This window comes from Clostridium aquiflavi, from assembly GCF_031344075.1.
GTDB classification, from domain to species: Bacteria; Bacillota; Clostridia; order Clostridiales; family Clostridiaceae; genus Clostridium; species Clostridium aquiflavi.
On the sequence record NZ_JAVJAN010000029.1, the window covers coordinates 38322 to 55064 of the forward strand.

Annotated in this window: 17 protein-coding genes; all 17 read left to right on the forward strand. The window is 25.3% G+C overall.

All coding sequences use genetic code 11. From position 1 onward, the window contains the following. Positions 1-296 precede the first annotated feature (296 nt). The 17 genes from RGC78_RS11375 to RGC78_RS11455 all read left to right on the forward strand — a co-directional run bounded on the left by RGC78_RS11375 (position 297) and on the right by RGC78_RS11455 (position 16297). Positions 297-2183 (forward strand): BglG family transcription antiterminator, encoded by a 1887-nt coding sequence (locus RGC78_RS11375; protein ID WP_252225722.1) that lies wholly within the window; start codon positions 297-299, stop codon positions 2181-2183. 14 nt (positions 2184-2197) lie between these two features. Then, positions 2198-2599: a PTS sugar transporter subunit IIA gene (locus tag RGC78_RS11380; RefSeq protein ID WP_252225724.1), complete on the forward strand. Its 402-nt coding sequence runs from the start codon at positions 2198-2200 to the stop codon at positions 2597-2599. Between the two features lie 2 nt (positions 2600-2601). Next, positions 2602-2877, forward strand: a complete 276-nt coding sequence (locus RGC78_RS11385) for a PTS sugar transporter subunit IIB (RefSeq protein ID WP_003373783.1) — start codon at positions 2602-2604, stop codon at positions 2875-2877. Positions 2878-2955: 78 nt separating this feature from the next. Continuing rightward, on the forward strand, positions 2956-4305 hold the full coding sequence (gene ulaA / locus RGC78_RS11390; RefSeq protein WP_252216460.1) for a PTS ascorbate transporter subunit IIC: 1350 nt from the start codon (positions 2956-2958) through the stop codon (positions 4303-4305). Positions 4306-4384: 79 nt separating this feature from the next. After that, entirely contained in the window at positions 4385-5197 is an 813-nt protein-coding gene (locus RGC78_RS11395; RefSeq protein WP_309556671.1) for a transketolase, read from the forward strand. A gap of 16 nt (positions 5198-5213) precedes the next feature. Continuing rightward, positions 5214-6140: a transketolase family protein gene (locus RGC78_RS11400; RefSeq protein ID WP_309556672.1), complete on the forward strand. Its 927-nt coding sequence runs from the start codon at positions 5214-5216 to the stop codon at positions 6138-6140. A gap of 451 nt (positions 6141-6591) precedes the next feature. Further along, complete coding sequence (locus tag RGC78_RS11405; RefSeq protein WP_309556673.1) at positions 6592-7050, forward strand: hypothetical protein; 459 nt, start codon at positions 6592-6594, stop codon at positions 7048-7050. A gap of 18 nt (positions 7051-7068) precedes the next feature. Continuing rightward, a complete protein-coding gene (locus RGC78_RS11410) occupies positions 7069-7500 on the forward strand; it encodes a MarR family winged helix-turn-helix transcriptional regulator (protein ID WP_035783310.1) in 432 nt (143 codons plus the stop codon). Between the two features lies 1 nt (position 7501). Then, entirely contained in the window at positions 7502-7894 is a 393-nt protein-coding gene (locus RGC78_RS11415; RefSeq protein ID WP_252216470.1) for an HsmA family protein, read from the forward strand. A gap of 220 nt (positions 7895-8114) precedes the next feature. Then, positions 8115-8750 (forward strand): hypothetical protein, encoded by a 636-nt coding sequence (locus RGC78_RS11420; protein ID WP_252216473.1) that lies wholly within the window; start codon positions 8115-8117, stop codon positions 8748-8750. A 378-nt stretch (positions 8751-9128) separates the two neighbouring features. Further along, positions 9129-10373 carry an HD-GYP domain-containing protein gene (locus tag RGC78_RS11425; RefSeq protein WP_309556674.1) on the forward strand — a complete coding sequence of 415 codons (1245 nt, stop codon included), beginning with the start codon at positions 9129-9131 and terminating at the stop codon, positions 10371-10373. Between the two features lie 134 nt (positions 10374-10507). Next, a complete protein-coding gene (locus RGC78_RS11430) occupies positions 10508-10819 on the forward strand; it encodes a thioredoxin domain-containing protein (protein WP_252216479.1) in 312 nt (103 codons plus the stop codon). Between the two features lie 239 nt (positions 10820-11058). Beyond that, positions 11059-11490 carry a MarR family winged helix-turn-helix transcriptional regulator gene (locus RGC78_RS11435; protein ID WP_252216483.1) on the forward strand — a complete coding sequence of 144 codons (432 nt, stop codon included), beginning with the start codon at positions 11059-11061 and terminating at the stop codon, positions 11488-11490. A gap of 257 nt (positions 11491-11747) precedes the next feature. After that, on the forward strand, positions 11748-12497 hold the full coding sequence (locus tag RGC78_RS11440; RefSeq protein WP_434062235.1) for an ABC transporter ATP-binding protein: 750 nt from the start codon (positions 11748-11750) through the stop codon (positions 12495-12497). Further along, on the forward strand, positions 12487-14502 hold the full coding sequence (locus RGC78_RS11445) for an FtsX-like permease family protein (RefSeq protein ID WP_309556675.1): 2016 nt from the start codon (positions 12487-12489) through the stop codon (positions 14500-14502). Before RGC78_RS11440 ends, RGC78_RS11445 begins: the two co-directional genes overlap by 11 nt. 116 nt (positions 14503-14618) lie before the next feature. Then, positions 14619-15290, forward strand: a complete 672-nt coding sequence (locus tag RGC78_RS11450; RefSeq protein ID WP_252216492.1) for a response regulator transcription factor — start codon at positions 14619-14621, stop codon at positions 15288-15290. Beyond that, a complete protein-coding gene (locus tag RGC78_RS11455) occupies positions 15287-16297 on the forward strand; it encodes a sensor histidine kinase (protein WP_309556676.1) in 1011 nt (336 codons plus the stop codon). The genes RGC78_RS11450 and RGC78_RS11455 overlap by 4 nt, the downstream gene beginning before the upstream one ends. The last annotated feature ends 446 nt before the right edge of the window (positions 16298-16743 follow it).

The window sequence follows — 16743 nt, forward strand, 5'->3', positions numbered from 1 at the left end:
GGATGTATCCATTTTCTATATTAATAAAATCTAATTAATATTAAAATAATATAAATATTAAACAGATTTGTTGGTTTAATAGAATATTGTTTTTAGTACAAATCGTATAATTATGATTCCAAAAAACAAATTTTAATGACAAAATTCTATATAATAAAATATAAAAAGTACTTAAAGTATAAACTGAAATTTAAATATATTATAAAAGTTGCCACAATTCGTGAAGTAAATTGGTATAGAAGAAACTAATGAAACCGACTACAATAATGACATAAGGTAGCTTGAGGAGGGAAAAGTTGATTACACTTAACAAGAGACAGAAGGATATAATTAATTTTTTAGAATCAAAAGATGAATATGTAACAATTGATTGTATTGCTAAGTTTTTTGAAGTTAGTTCTAGAACAATTAGGAATGACTTAGACTCTATTGAAGATTTAATGAAAGAATCAAATATAATTCTCGAAAGAAAGCCAAGAGTAGGAATTAAATTAATTCTTAAAAATGGTCAAAATATTCAAGAAGTAATAAATGAACAAGATTATAAAGTTTATTCTTCTGATGACAGAATAACAGTAATTATATTGAGTTTAATTATAAAAGGTAAAGTGACAATAGAAGAGTTAGCTAAGGATGTTGATGTTAGTAAGAATACATTAGTTCAAGATTTTAAATTAGTAACTGCTAAATTAGAAGAATATAATATACAGGTTTCAAAGAAAACATATTACGGAATAACTATAAATGACAATGAAGAAAAGATAAGAAATGTTTTCTTCAGTATATATAGTAAATTAAGTGATGAGCTGAAACATGATATTAAAAAGAGATTAATGCAAGAAACAAACTTAAAAAATTCTTTTATTAAGGAAAAAATAGAGAAAGTAGAAAAAAACATAGGCACAGTATATTCTGAAGAATCAATAGAAGAATTAGAGATTATAACTTTACTATCAATAAATAGATATAATAATAATTTCAAAATTGATTATTCTGAAAAAGAAAAAAGCAGTTTAATAAGAAGAAGAGAATTTAGTGTTTTAAAAGAAATCTTAAGTTTAGATGATTTAGAAATATGTTATTTATTGAAAATATCTGATGGATCTAGAAGAGCTGTTGGAGGAGAAGTAAATAATATAACACAAGAAATATTAGATGAACTTTGCAAAACTCTTAATATAGACTGTAGTAATGATTTAGAATTTACAAGCCAAATAGCAATGCATTTAAAAGTAGCAATTCATAGAATAAAAAACAATTTAGTTATAGAAAATCCTATGTTAGAAGAAATAAAATACAAGATGTCTTTCATATACCAAATAACTGAAACTATACTATCAAGCAAAGAAGACATCATAGGTGTAAAGTTCCCAGAAGAAGAAATAGCATATATGGCAATGTACTTTGATGCTATATTTGAGAGAAATATAAAATCTAAATTTACATATAAAATTTTACTAGTATGTAATGGAGGATTAGCAACATCAAGTCTTTTAAAAGTAAGAATAGGGGCTATGCTTCCTGAATTAGAAATAAAAAATGTATGTAGATTAAAAGATCTTGATAAAGAACTTGAAAATACAGATATAGACTTTATAGTAAGCACTATTCCAGTTAAAGCGGATAAATACAAGGTTATAAAAGTAAACCCATTATTAGATAATAGCGATGTAGATAAAATTAAAACTGAAATTTACAATAAACGTTATGAAAAAAATTGTGAGTATTTAATAGATTTAGTTAAGAGTGATAATGAAAGTGAAATAATTAAGTTATTACCACAAGATGTTACTCAATTAGATGTAGATATTGATGACTGGAAAGAAGCTATAGAAGTAGCAACAAAACCATTAGTAAATAAAAATAAGATAACTAAAGATTATTCAAAAGAAATTATAAAAGTTATAGAGAACTTAGGTAATTACATGGTATTTATACCTAAAGTAGCATTTGTTCATGCTACACCAGATAATGTTTTAGAAAATTCTATGGCATTATTAACTCTTAAATCAGAGATACAATTTGGCAGTAAGAACAAAGTTCCAGTTAAAGCTATGGTTGTATTAGCAAATAAAACTGAGAATATGAATTTAGTAAACTTATTAGAAATAATTACAAAAGACCAGAATATAGAAAAACTTAAAAATGCAGCAAACTATGATGAAATAAAAAGTATAACTTAGGAGAGGTAATATAAATGCTAGTAAAAGTTGTTGATAGAGTAGAGGACTATAAAGAAGCTATAAAGCTTTCTTGCGATATATTAGAAGAAAACGGAATTGTGGAAAAAAGATATTATGATTCTATATTAAAAAAGATAGAAGATCTTGGCCCATATTTTTGTATAGCTGATGGGGTAGCAATGCCGCATGCAAGACCAGAAGATGGAACTTTAAAAGAGGGTGTTAGTGTTGTAAAACTTAACAGTCCAGTAGATTTTTTAGGAAAAGAAATAAATGTGTTTTTTACACTTTCTGCAAAAGACAATGACTCACACTTAGATTTATTAAGAAAAATTGCAGAAGTTTGTATGAATAAAGAAAAATTAGATATAATAATAAATTCAAAATGTGAAAAAGAAATCAAGGAGGTACTTTAATTATGAAAAAGATTATGGCAGTTTGTGGATCAGGTTTAGGATCAAGTTTTATGGTGGAAATGAACATTACAGATGTATTAAGAGAATTAGGAGTAGATGATCAATATGAAGCAAATCACACATCTTTAGCTGACGTAACAGCATCAGATGCAGATATATTTGTAACAGGAATAGATTTAGCAGATAGTGCAAGTCACTTACCAGAACTTATAGTTTTAGACTCTTTATTAGATAGAGATGAATTAAAGAGAAAGATTCAAGAAAAAATAGGTCTTTAAAACAAGTAAAGTGGTAATTTAAATTACCACTTTACCAAAAAATAAATATGTAAATTATTAAGCTTAGGAGGAATTATAATGGGTGGTATTTTAAAGGTTGCAGTAGACTTTTTATCAGAACCAGCAGTATTAATAGGTATTATAGTTTTAGTTGGATTAGTACTTCAAAAGAAACCAGCTGATGCAATAGTAAAAGCTACATTAAAAGCAATGGTTGGATTTGTAGTTATAGCATCAGCAGCAGGCGTAATCGTTGGATCATTACAACCATTTGGAGTTATGTTTGAAGCTGGATTTAATATATCAGGGGTTATACCTAACAATGAAGCTGTAGTAGCAATGGCTATGGACAAGTTTGGAACAAACACAGCTTTAATTATGACTTTTGGTATGATAGCTAACATAATAATAGCAAGATTTACAAAGTATAAATACATATTTTTAACAGGTCATCATACATTATTTATGGCATGTATGATAGCAGTTATATTAGGATCAGCTGGAATGAGTGGAGCTCACTTAATCTTCACAGGTTCATTAGCATTAGGTCTTATAATGATCTTATCACCAGCTATATTACAACCGTTCATGAAGAAAATTACAGGAAATGATTCTGTTGCACTAGGTCACTTCTCAGGAATTGGTTATGCAGTATCAGCTATAATTGGTAAATTAGTAGGAAAAGGTTCAAAATCAACAGAAGAAATGAAAGTTCCTAAATCTCTAAGTTTCTTAAGAGATTCAGTGGTTTCAATTTCACTTACAATGTTAGTATTATATGTTGGGGTTGCTATAGCAGCAGGTCCAGAATTTGTAGAAACAGAGTTATCAGGTGGAAAGAACTTTATTGTTTATTCAATGATTCAAGCATTAACTTTCGCAGCTGGATTTATATTAATCCAAAATGGTGTTAGATTAGTACTTAATGAAATAGTTCCTGCATTTAAAGGAATTTCAACTAAGTTAGTTCCTAATTCAAAACCAGCATTAGATTGTCCTATAGTATTCCCATATGCACAAAATGCTGTATTATTAGGATTTATCTTCTCATTCTTAGGTGGAGTAGTATCAATGTTAGTATTAGGAGCATTAGGATTAGTAATCATAATCCCAGGTGTTGTTCCTCACTTCTTTACAGGAGCTACTGCAGCAGTATTTGGTAATGCAACAGGTGGTAGAAGAGGTGCTATGATAGGTTCATTTGTAAATGGAGTTATGATTTCATTCTTACCAGTAGCATTATTACCTGTACTAGGAAACTTAGGTTTTGCTAACTCAACATTCTCAGATGGTGACTTTGGAATAGTTGGTATATTCCTTGGTAAAGTTCAAGAGTTTGTTGGAGGAGTAGGATTAACTGCAACATTACTTGGAATAGTTGCTATAATGATAGGCTTAACAATGGTAAGCAAGAAAAAAGAAGCATAAAAAAAGAATAAATATATAATAAAAAAATGAGGAATTTAATTCCTCATTTTTTCAAATATAAAATTGGAGGTAACAATCTATGAATAAGCAACATTTAGAAAATATATCAAAAGAATTAAGAAAAGATATTATTGAAATGATTTATGAATCAGGTTCAGGACATCCAGGTGGATCTTTATCAATAATAGATATAGTTACATATTTATATTTTGAAAAGATGAACATAGACCCTAAAAATCCTAAATTAGAAGGTAGAGATAGATTTATTTTAAGTAAAGGTCATGCTGCACCAGCACAATATTCAGCTCTAGCTAAAAGAGGATTCTTTGAAAGAGAAGAATTAAAGAATTTAAGAAAATTAGGATCATTTTTACAAGGACATCCTGATGCAAAGAAATGTCCAGGTGTTGAAATTTCTACAGGATCTTTAGGACAAGGATTTTCAAATAGTTGTGGATTAGCTTTAGCATCTAAAATGGATAATAAAAGTGAAAAGATTTATGTTGTCTTAGGCGATGGAGAGATACAAGAAGGAATCGTTTGGGAAACAGCTATGGCAGCTGCTAAATTTAAATTAGATAATTTAGTTGCCATTGTTGATAAAAATGGAATACAACTAGATGGAAGAACATCAGAAATAATGGATGTAGATCCATTAGGGGATAGATGGAAAAGTTTTGGATGGAATGTTATAGAATGTGACGGACATAATTTTGATGAAATAGATGAAGCATTTAATAAAGTAGGACAAGTTAAAGGAAAACCTACAGTTATAATAGCTCATACAATCAAAGGAAAAGGTATATCTTTTATGGAAGACAACGTTGCATGGCATGGTATGGCTCCATCAAAGGAACAAAAAGAACAAGCTATAATTGAATTAAGTAAATAGTAGGAGGAGAAAGCACATGAAAAGAGCAACTAGAGAATCATATGGAGCAACTTTAGCTCAATTAGGAAATGAAAATAAAAATATAGTAGTATTAGATGCGGATCTTTCAAAAGCTACTAAATCAGAAATTTTTGCAAAAGCACATCCAGATAGATTTATTAATGTTGGTATAGCTGAACAAAACATGATTGGTATGGCAGCAGGTCTTGCCAGTGGTGGAAAAATACCTTTTGCTACTACTTTTGCAGTTTTTGCAGCAGGTAGAGCATTTGAAGTAATAAGAAATTCAGTGTGTTATCCAAATGTTAATGTTAAAATAGCTGCAACTCATGCAGGAATAACAGTAGGTCCAGATGGTGGATCGCATCAAGCAATAGAAGATATCGCACTTATGGCATCATTACCTAACATGGTAGTTTTATCACCAGCTGATGATATTGAAGCTTGCAAATGTATTAAAGCAGCTGCTGAAATTAAATCTCCTGTTTATATAAGATTAGGAAGAATTGCATTAGATGATATATATACAGAAGATTATGATTTTGAAATAGGAAAAGGATCTACTTTAGTTGAAGGAAATGATGTAACAATAGTTGCAACTGGAATAATGGTTCATAAGGCATTAAAAGCAGCTGAAGAACTTAAAGCAGAAGGTATAAATGCTAGAGTTATAAATATTGCAACCATTAAACCAATAGATGAAGAAATAATAATAAAAGCAGCTAAAGAAACAAAGGGAATTGTAACAGTTGAAGAACATTCAATAATTGGTGGGTTAGGTGATAGAGTAGCAAGTGTAGTTTGCGATAACCATCCGACTATGGTTAAGAAAATAGGGGTTAATGATGTATTCGGAGAATCTGGAGATCCAGATGGATTATTAGAAAAGTATGGATTAACTGTTGAAAACATTAAGAAAGTTTCTAAAGAGTTAGTAAAATAAAATTTTATAATTTGTTGATATTGTAGTATAGAGTTTAATTTATAAATTTTTAAAATAGTTTCCAACATAAGCTTATTTTTATACTGCAATATCATAATGTAAATCAGCCATATTAGTTTATAAAATTTATATATTTAAAGTAAGGATGTATCAATATTTTGTTTTGATATGTCCTTATTTTTTGTATATAGAATTTTATATTATAAAGAAATTAAGTATATATTTTAAATTGGAAGCTGCAGAGTTAATGAGTGAAGCACAGGTTTTAATGTTAAAATATAAATTTTGAGAAAAAATTAGTTATTAAATACTAATTTCTAAATTATTATTTATATTTTAAGAAAAGAATTCCTATTTAATAGATCTTATTGACAATGTTTATTTTTGTAGTAAAATAGTTTGCATAGGAACCATTTAGTTTCAATGCAAACTGTTTTAAGGAGGAAAACTTATGAAAGTTTTAGATAGATTTTTAAAAGTAGAAAAAAAGATTTTATTACTGATAGCAGGATCAGTTTGGTCTTTTGCAGGGTTTAGAGTATTAATTTTAGGAATAGGTGATGTAAATAATAATAATGGTAATTTCATTGTTGATTTAATATTTGCTGCTATTATTTTTGGTATATTTTTTAAGTTTGTATTTAACAAAATGTATAATAAGCACACTAAAAGAATTGTAACTAGTGAATTAGAGAGGCATTGTATATTTTCATTCTTTGATGCTAGAAGCTACTTTATAATGGGATTCATGATTTTTTTAGGAATAAGTGTAAGAAACTTAGGTATATTCAATCCTATATATATAGGAACATTTTATATGGGGTTAGGAGGTGCATTGTTTATGTCAGGCATATTATTTCTAATAAGTTCGTTAAATTTTAAAAAAGTAAAATTAAGATATAATAATTAGATTTTGGAGGGAAAATAAATGAAGAGTGATTCATTTCAGATTGCAATGTTAATAAAGGAGATATATTCAAGTACTATTGGATCAGTAAGTTGTGGTTTAAAGGAAGTGGGACTTACACATCAACAAATTATGGTTATAAAGTTAATAGCACATAATAAAAAAGTTAATATATCTGAATTATGTGAAAAGATGTCTTTATCTAAAGGAACTGTATCTGGAATAGTTACTAGGTTAGAGTCATTAGGATATGTAAAAAAGATTAAATTAGAAAATGATAAGAGAAATACTTATGTTACATTTTCAAATGAAGGATTAGAGTTTGCAAAAGAATATAAAAATAAAATTAATGAGAGTTTTGATAAAGTATTTAAAAATTTAACAGAAGAAGAAATCAAAGAAGTAAAAAGCAGTTTATTAAAACTTAGGGATAAAATAAAGGAGAATGACTAGTATGGATATGAAATTAATTTTAGCAATTATTGCAATAACATTAGCACTTGTATTTTATACAATAGGTGTATTTGGGGAAAGAAAGGCAAAAACACTGAAGAAGAGGCATGTAATTATATTTTGGTTAGGACTTTTATGTGATACTATAGGCACACTTTTAATGGGACAAATATCTAAATCTCAAGTGCAAATTGCAAATACAGCAACACAAGCCATTCATGGAGTAACAGGGGTCTTAGCAATAGTATTAATGTTATTTCATGCAGTATGGGCAACATGGGTATTATATAAAAATGATGAGAATAAGAAAGCTGTTTTCCATAAGCTTAGTATAGCAGTATGGTTAGTATGGTTAGTTCCTTATATTATAGGGATGATTATAGGTATGTCATAATTAAATAAAAATTTTATAGATATAAATATATTTAAATATTGCTCGATATCTTAAAGTAGAGGTAAATGTTTAAATATATTTATATTTTTTATTATTATTTTGAATATATATAATCAAAATACAATATTTGGACAATATGTACAAATATTGATATAATTTAATATAGAATACTTAGATTATTTATTTTTGTAAATTTTGGTTATTGAAAGGGTATAGAATTATGACAATTATAGATATTTTGGAAAAAAAATATTCAAGTAATCCATCAGTTATAAGATCATTAGAAATTATTAAAGATAACTTTATAAACTTAGTTAACGATAATTATGAATTAGTTTTAGATGTAAAAGGACAATTAAAAGTAAGAATTCCTAGTCTACAAAATAGAAATGAATATGAATATAATGACATAAGTGATTATGAATATCCATTAGTAATGTGTATGAGAATTTCAGAGATAAAAAATAAAGATATATACAAACATATAATATCTCAATTTATTGAGTTATATAAAGATAAACTAGATGTGTTTTTTAAGGATGTATCTACAGTAGACAAATTAGTAAGTAAAATAAAGGATACTAAAAAAATTATAAACTTTATTACATATATATCAATATTTGTAGTAATCTTTTCATCAATATCTTTATGCATATTCTTAAATTTATCTAGTACAATGAGATATGTAATAATAATAGCAATTATAGGATTCTTTTTAACTATGATAACTGTGCAATTCACTAAAGAAGAACGAGTAAAAAGAATAGTGGATGGGTATATAAGTGTAATAAAGACAGATTGGTATCAAAAAGAACTAAATAAGCAACATGCTTTTTTCTGTCATCTTATAGAATAAATAGGCTATGTTTTAGCAGGGGGTTGTGAGATATAGATAAGTCCAACTTCAATGTAAAATAATCTATTGTAAATATTAACACATATTTTAAAATAGGGTCAATAAATAAAAAAGAGCTATTTTCAAATTTTAAATAATAATTTTGAAATTAGCTCTTTTTTATATTTCTTTTTTAATATGGGTTTTATAAAATGAAAATTTAAGTACACTAAAATAGCAAAAATTTTTTCTACTATAGCTGAGATTAAAACAATCGATATTTTAAGAAAAAGAAAATAATATTTAAATATTGATATTCTTATTATTGGAATTAAAGCAAAATAAGTATAATATATGTATAAATAAGAAATTTTCAAAGAAGGGTAAATAGGAGATACAATGAGAAACGTTACTTTAAAAGATGTAATAATAATAATGCAAAGGGCATTTAATGCAATGGACAAAAGATTGTTAGACCATGGAGAAAAAGTATCATATATATTATTGAAGCTATTGCAAGCTGATGGAAGTTATACTGATGATGAAGTTTTAAAATTATGCACAGTAGCAATATTTCATGATATAGGGGCATACAAAGTTTCAGAAAGAAATAAACTTATAGAAATAGATTCAATAGCGCCAATAAATCATGCTATATATGGTTCATTATTTATTAAATATTTTTCACCTGTATCTGAGATGCATAAAGTGGTATTAGGCCATCACTTTACAGACACAGAGATTAAAGAAAAAAATATTAAAGATATGCCAAATGAAGCTCTATTAATGGGATTGGCAGATTATATTTCATTACTTCATTTAAAGCATAATAAAATAAATAAATCATTAATTATAAATAGAACAAAAGCATATAAAAAAGAAAATATAGATTTATATTTAAAAGCTTTAGAAACAACAGATTTTAATAAAAAGCTTGAGGATAACACATATAAAGATGAGTTAATTGAATTTTTTGATAAGAAATATATTAGTAGAGAAGAAATCATAAATTATATAAAGATGTTAACATATGCAATAGATTTTAGAAGTGAGATAACAGTAAAACATACTATAGTGGTACAAGCTATGAGCTATGAAGTAGCGAAATTGATGAATTTTGATGATGACTTGTGTATAAAAATTAAAATTTCAGCTATGATTCATGATATAGGAAAGATAGCTACTCCTATAAATATTTTGGAGAAGCCAGGAAAACTTACAGATGAAGAATTTGAAATCATGAAAGATCATGCTATTATTGGATACAAAATATTAAGTAATTTGGATATAGATGATATTAGAGATATAGCTATGGCTCATCATGAGAAATTAGATGGAACAGGATATCCATTTGGTTTAAAAGGTGAAGAAATATCAAGAGAAGCTAGAATAGTAGCAATTGCAGATATTTTTAGTGCACTAATGGCTGTTAGAAGTTATAAAGATGAATTTAGCAAAGACAGAATAGTTGAAATACTTAAAAATATGGCAAATAGTAATAAAGTAGATTACAACATAGTTCAATTAGTTGTAGAAAATTATGATTATATAGTTGAAAGAGTAAAACAAGAAACTGATGATTTAATAAAAATATATGAAGATATAAAAAATGAATATGTTGATTTGTTAAACAAGTTATTATAAAGGAATGTTAAAAAATAGAATAAAATAAAAGTTTATTACCAATAATTAAAATAAAATTAAAATTTATGTATATAGAAAGAAAAGAAGCTAAAAATAATTCTAACAAACAAATATAAAAATTGGAGGTTAGAATTATGATAAAACAAGTTTATAGTTTTGATTTTAAAAAAGAAATAGAAGATGGGACCACAGTAGTGAACTTTTATTCAAATTTAGGAAGTCCTTCTAAGTTAGTTGCGCCTGTATTTAATGAGGTGAAAGATGAAGTAGCTGATAAAGCAAAATTTTTGAAAGTAAATGTAGACGAAAGTAGAGATTTGGTAAACAAATATGATATTCCTTCAATTCAATCTATTATGATATTTAAAAATGGTAAAGAAGTAAGCAAATTAAATGGATTTTTACCTAAGGATGTATTAAAACAAAATATAGAAGCTAATTTGTAAAAAACAGCTTCTTATTATATTAATATAATAAGAAGCTTAAATTTTTGTATAAAAAATTATAAAATTTTTTAAGGCTGAATAAATTTAATTTTAAATAGTATATGATAGAGCTACATTATTTATATGTGTTGACATAAAATTTATATAATTATAATATTATTTTAATAGATTTAATTTGTTAAAATTTAATTTTGATATTTTAATTTGAAATTTATATATATTAAGAATAGGAGAATTTTATGAGTAAATATGATTGCATTAAATTAGAAAATCAAGTTTGTTTTTCTTTATATGCAGCTTCTAGAGAAATAATTAAATTATATAAGCCAGTTTTAGATAAATTTAATCTTACATATACTCAATATGTTGCAATGCTTGTTTTGTGGGAAGATGAGAAAATTACAGTAAAAGGCATTGGTAAAAGATTGCATTTGGATTCTGGCACATTAACACCGTTATTAAAAAAATTAGAATTTATGGGATTGGTTAATAGATATAGAGATAAAAATGATGATAGAGTAGTTATTGTTGAATTAACTGATAAAGGAAGACAGTTAAAAGAGGAGATAGTTACTGTTCCTAATGAGATGTGCTGTAAAATAAATATATCTCAAGAACAAGCTAAATCTTTAAAAGAAAACTTAGATAATTTATTAAATAGTATTAAATAGTGTAATAGGGGATATTTCTAAAAATAGAATTTATTTTGGAAATATCTTTTTTTGTACAGGAAATTATAGAGATGGACAGACTTTAGAGTAAGTAATATCAATAGGTTTCAAGAAAAGTATAGAGTAGATACTTTATTTCTTATCTTTCAAAAATGTAATTTAAATGAAAGATATATAGATATGTGATTTTAACTACATTGTTTATAATACTGTCTATAAGAATGTTTGGAGTGATGTAATTGAGTACGATATTAAAAATGGATAAGATTGAAAAATATTATGGAAATAAGGATAACATAACAAAGGCAGTAGATAATATAAGTTTTAATGTAGAAAAAGGTGAATTCATAGGTATAATGGGACCATCAGGTAGTGGAAAGACAACATTATTAAATTTAATTTCTACAATAGATAATGTAACAACAGGAAGTATAACAATAAACAATAAAGATATTACTAGATTAAAACTTAAATCTTTAGAAGATTTTAGAAGAGATGAATTAGGTTTTGTATTTCAAGACTTTAATTTATTAGATACTTTAACAGCATATGAGAATATAGCATTAGCATTAACTATTCAAAATAAAAGAAAAAGATCAATAGATTCATTAATAAAAAATGTAGCAAAAGAATTAGGAATAGAAGAGATATTAAATAAATATCCATACCAAATATCTGGAGGACAAAAACAAAGAGTTGCGTGTGCAAGAGCAATAGTTAAAAATCCTTCATTAATATTAGCCGATGAACCAACAGGAGCATTAGATTCTAAATCTTCAAGAATGCTTTTAGAGTCATTTGAAAAGTTAAATAGTAATTTAGAGGCAACTATACTTATGGTTACTCATGATGCATTTACAGCTAGTTATGCACATAGAATTTTATTTATTAAAGATGGAAGAATATTTAATGAGTTAATTAGAGGTACCGATACAAGAAAAGAATTTTTTAATAGAATAATTGAAGTTGTAACTCTTTTAGGGGGTGACTCTAGCGATGTTTTTTAAAATTTCTAAAAACAATGTAAAAAGAAGCTTTAAGGATTATGCAATATATTTTTTAACACTTACTTTTGGTGTATGTATATTTTATAGTTTTAATTCTATAGAATCACAAAAGATGATATTTTCTCTTAATGGTAGCCAAAGTGAGATTATGACATTAATAAATAATTTTATTTCTGGAATTTCAGTTTTTATTTCTTTTGTATTATGTGGATTAATTTTATATGCAAATAATTTTTTAATAAAAAAGAGGAAAAAAGAATTTGCAATATATATGACTTTAGGAATGAAAAAATCTGAAATATCTAAGATTTTAGTTTTTGAAACATTTATTATTGGATTGATTTCTTTAATTATTGGATTATTTATAGGTGTTATCTTATCACAGGGATTATCAGTATTTACCGCCAAGATGTTTGAAGTACCTATGATAGATTATAAATTTATAATCTCAGGATCAGCAATATTAAAAACTATATTGTATTTTAGCATTATATTTATATTTGCAATGATATTTAATGTAACTATTATTTCTAAATATAAATTAATAGATATGATTAATTCACCTAAAAAGAGTGAAAATATTAAAATAAGAAATAATAAATTTAATATAATATTGTTTATATTATCAATAATTATACTAGTGTTAGCTTATTACTGTATTAATAAAAGTGGATTAAATATTAATGATATTAGATTCAAGTTAGCTATATTATTAGGTGTTATTGGAACTTTTATGTTTTATTTTGGATTAGCAGGATTTATTTTATATATAGTAAACTCAAATAAAAATATATATTTTAAAAATTTAAATATATTTGTAAGCAGACAAATATATAGCAAAGTAAATACTAATTTTATATCTATGAGCTTAATATGTTTAATGTTATTTTTTACGGTAACAATATTATCTACAGGGATTAGTCTTAAGAACACAATGGAAAAAAGCTTAGAAGCATCAACTCCCTTTGATGTATCTGGATATATGTTTTTACAAGATGATAACAAAATTGAAAATATGAAAGACGCACTAAATGAAATTAACTTTAACTTTAATGAAGGTGAAAATATAGAATTTTATAATGAATATAGAGTTGAATTTAATATCAATAATTTATTACAGGATGTAGATGATTCTACTAAAAAATTATTACAAGATGGACCAAATGAAATAAGTTTAGTGAAAATTTCTGATTACAATAATATATTAAAATTAAAAAATAAAGAATGTGTAAGCTTAAAAGATAATGAAGTAATAATAACTTCTAATTTTAATGCTTTAGAAAAATCATTAAATAAGTTTGTAAAAGAAAAAAATAAAATAAGTTTAAATAATAAGGATTATAAAATATATAATGAAAAAATTTTCAAAGAAGCTTTGAGTAGTTCAACTTTATTAGGAAATATATTTACAATAATAGTTCCTGATAATGTTTTAGAGAATATTAAACCTAGTGTAGCATATTTTAATGTAAACTATCCTAAAGATAATAAAGAATATTTTGAAGAAAAATATCATAAGTTTTTCAAAATGTTTACTGATTCTAATAAATCAGTTGGAGAAGATAGTATATTTATTTTAGGAGATACTAAGACTGATATATATGCAACAAATAGAGGAGCATCTACTTTAATAATATATGTAGGAATATATATAGGAATTGTATTTTTAATATCTAGTGCTGCAATTTTAGCATTACAACAATTATCTGAAATAAGTGAAAGTTTAGAAAGGTATAAATCACTTAAGAGAATTGGAGTTCCTAAAAAAATGATAAATAAAACTATACTTGTTCAAGTATTTATATATTTTATGATTCCGCTAGTTTTAGCATTAATACATTCAGTAGTAGGAATACATGTTGTTAATGATTATATAAAGTTTTATGGTAAATCTGATATAGGTATAGCATCTATTTCTACAGTAGCATTAATACTAGTTATATATGGTGGATATTTTTATACAACTGTTGTTGCATATAAAAATACGATAAACAACGCAAAATAAATTAAAACAAGTAACTACTTTAGATAATAAAATTTTATTTAAGGTAGTTATTTTTATAGAGATAGTACGATATTAAACTTGAGAACAAAAAAATATATCAAAAAAGGAGAAGTATCATGTATAAGATAATGATAGTCGAGGATGATGTTACTATAAGAGATGAATTAAAAAATCTTCTTAATAGATATGGATATGAAGTTGGTATTACAGATGATTTTTCTAATGTAGTGAATCATATAGAGCAAAATAATTATGATTTAATTTTACTTGATGTAAACTTACCATTATTTGATGGATATCATATATGTAGAGAAATAAGAAAAAATTTAGATATACCTATAATTATAGTTACAAGCAGAGATAGTGAAATAGATGAACTTATGAGTATGAATTTAGGTGCAGATGATTTTATAACTAAACCATATAATACACAAATACTATTAGCTAGAATATCATCAATTTTAAAGAGAACTTATAAAAAGAATGATTCATCTGAAATTTTAAAGTATAAGGATTTAACTTTGGACTTGTCTAATGGAAGTATTAGTTATAATAATGAATATTGTGAACTTACAAAAAATGAACTAAGAATTCTAGCATGCTTAATTAAAAATCAAAAGAGTATAGTTTCTAGAGATATACTTATGGAAACGCTATGGAATTCAGATATTTTTGTAGATGATAATACCCTTTCGGTTAATGTAACAAGATTAAGAAAAAAACTTGATGATATAGGTATAAAAGATGCAATAGAAACCAGAAGAGGACTAGGATATATAATGCCATGAGTATATTAGAATATTTAAAAGATAGATTACTTTATTTAATAATAAACTTTATATTATTTATAAGTATAATTAGTGTAATGATAATTTTAAAAACACCACTAGTATTAATTTTTATAACATTTTTAATATGGTTTTTACCAATAGGAATATATTTTGTTATAGAAGTTTTTAAATATAAGAAATTTTATGATAATTTAAATGGTGTGCTTGAAAAGCTAGATAGAAAATATTTATTGTCAGAACTTATTGAAGAGCCAAATTTTATTGAAGGACGACTTCTTTATAATATATTAAAAGAAACAAATAGAGATATGAATGAGGAAATAAAGAAATATAAAAATGCTCAAATAGACTATAGAGAATATATAGAAACTTGGGTACATGAAATAAAAACACCTATAGCATCATCTATGTTAGTTATAGATAATAACTTAAATGAAACTACCAATAAAATAAAATATCAAATTAAGAGAGTAGAGGAATTTGTAGAGCAAGTATTATATTATTCAAAGATAGGTGAAGTAAGCAAGGATTACATAGTTAAAGAATTTAATATAAAAAAGGTAATTAATAAGGTTATAAAAAATAATTCTAGAGATTTTATAACTAAAAAGATATCCCTAGAAATAAATGATTTAGAAGAGAATGTATATAGTGATGAAAAATGGATCTATTTTATACTTAATCAGATAATAGGAAATTCATTAAAGTACTCTAAAAACAATAATGCACAGATAAAAATTTATTCTTTAAAAAATAATCATAATGTAACCTTAGTTGTTGAAGATAATGGTGTTGGAATAAATGATCAAGATATAGATAAGGTTTTTGAAAAAGGTTTTACTGGAGAAAACGGAAGAATATATGGAAAGTCTACAGGCATGGGACTTTATATTTGTAAAAAGCTTTCAGAAAAACTAGGGATATCTATAAATATTAATTCTTTAAAAGACCAAGGAACTAAAGTAAACATCATTTTCCCAATAGGAAAGTTAACTTATATATAAATTAAACATTGTGCTGGTGTTTAATTTGAATTAAAAAGAAGAACTGATAGATTGTGTGTTTCACGAGTAGGTTTTATAAGTACAATATAAAATACTAAAAATATATATTTAAGAGGGGGAACACATTAGATGTGCTTATAATTAAAGCTTATTAATGGAATAAATATACAATTAATAGCTTTGTTTAAGTATTTAATATAGTAATGTCAATAGAAAGACTCAGTAAAGTAGTAGTATACAATAATAACTTATCCACGTGTGTCAATATTAGGATAAATTAATTAAAAAGAGAAATAAAGAGTATATTAAATATAATTTATAAATATGAATTGATTTGTTATAAATATATATTATGGATGATGTTAAGATAAAACACGTCGCTGAGAGATGCGGCAAACAAGTTAAAAAGAAGTTAAGAAATTAGATTTCAACTGATTAAAAAACTT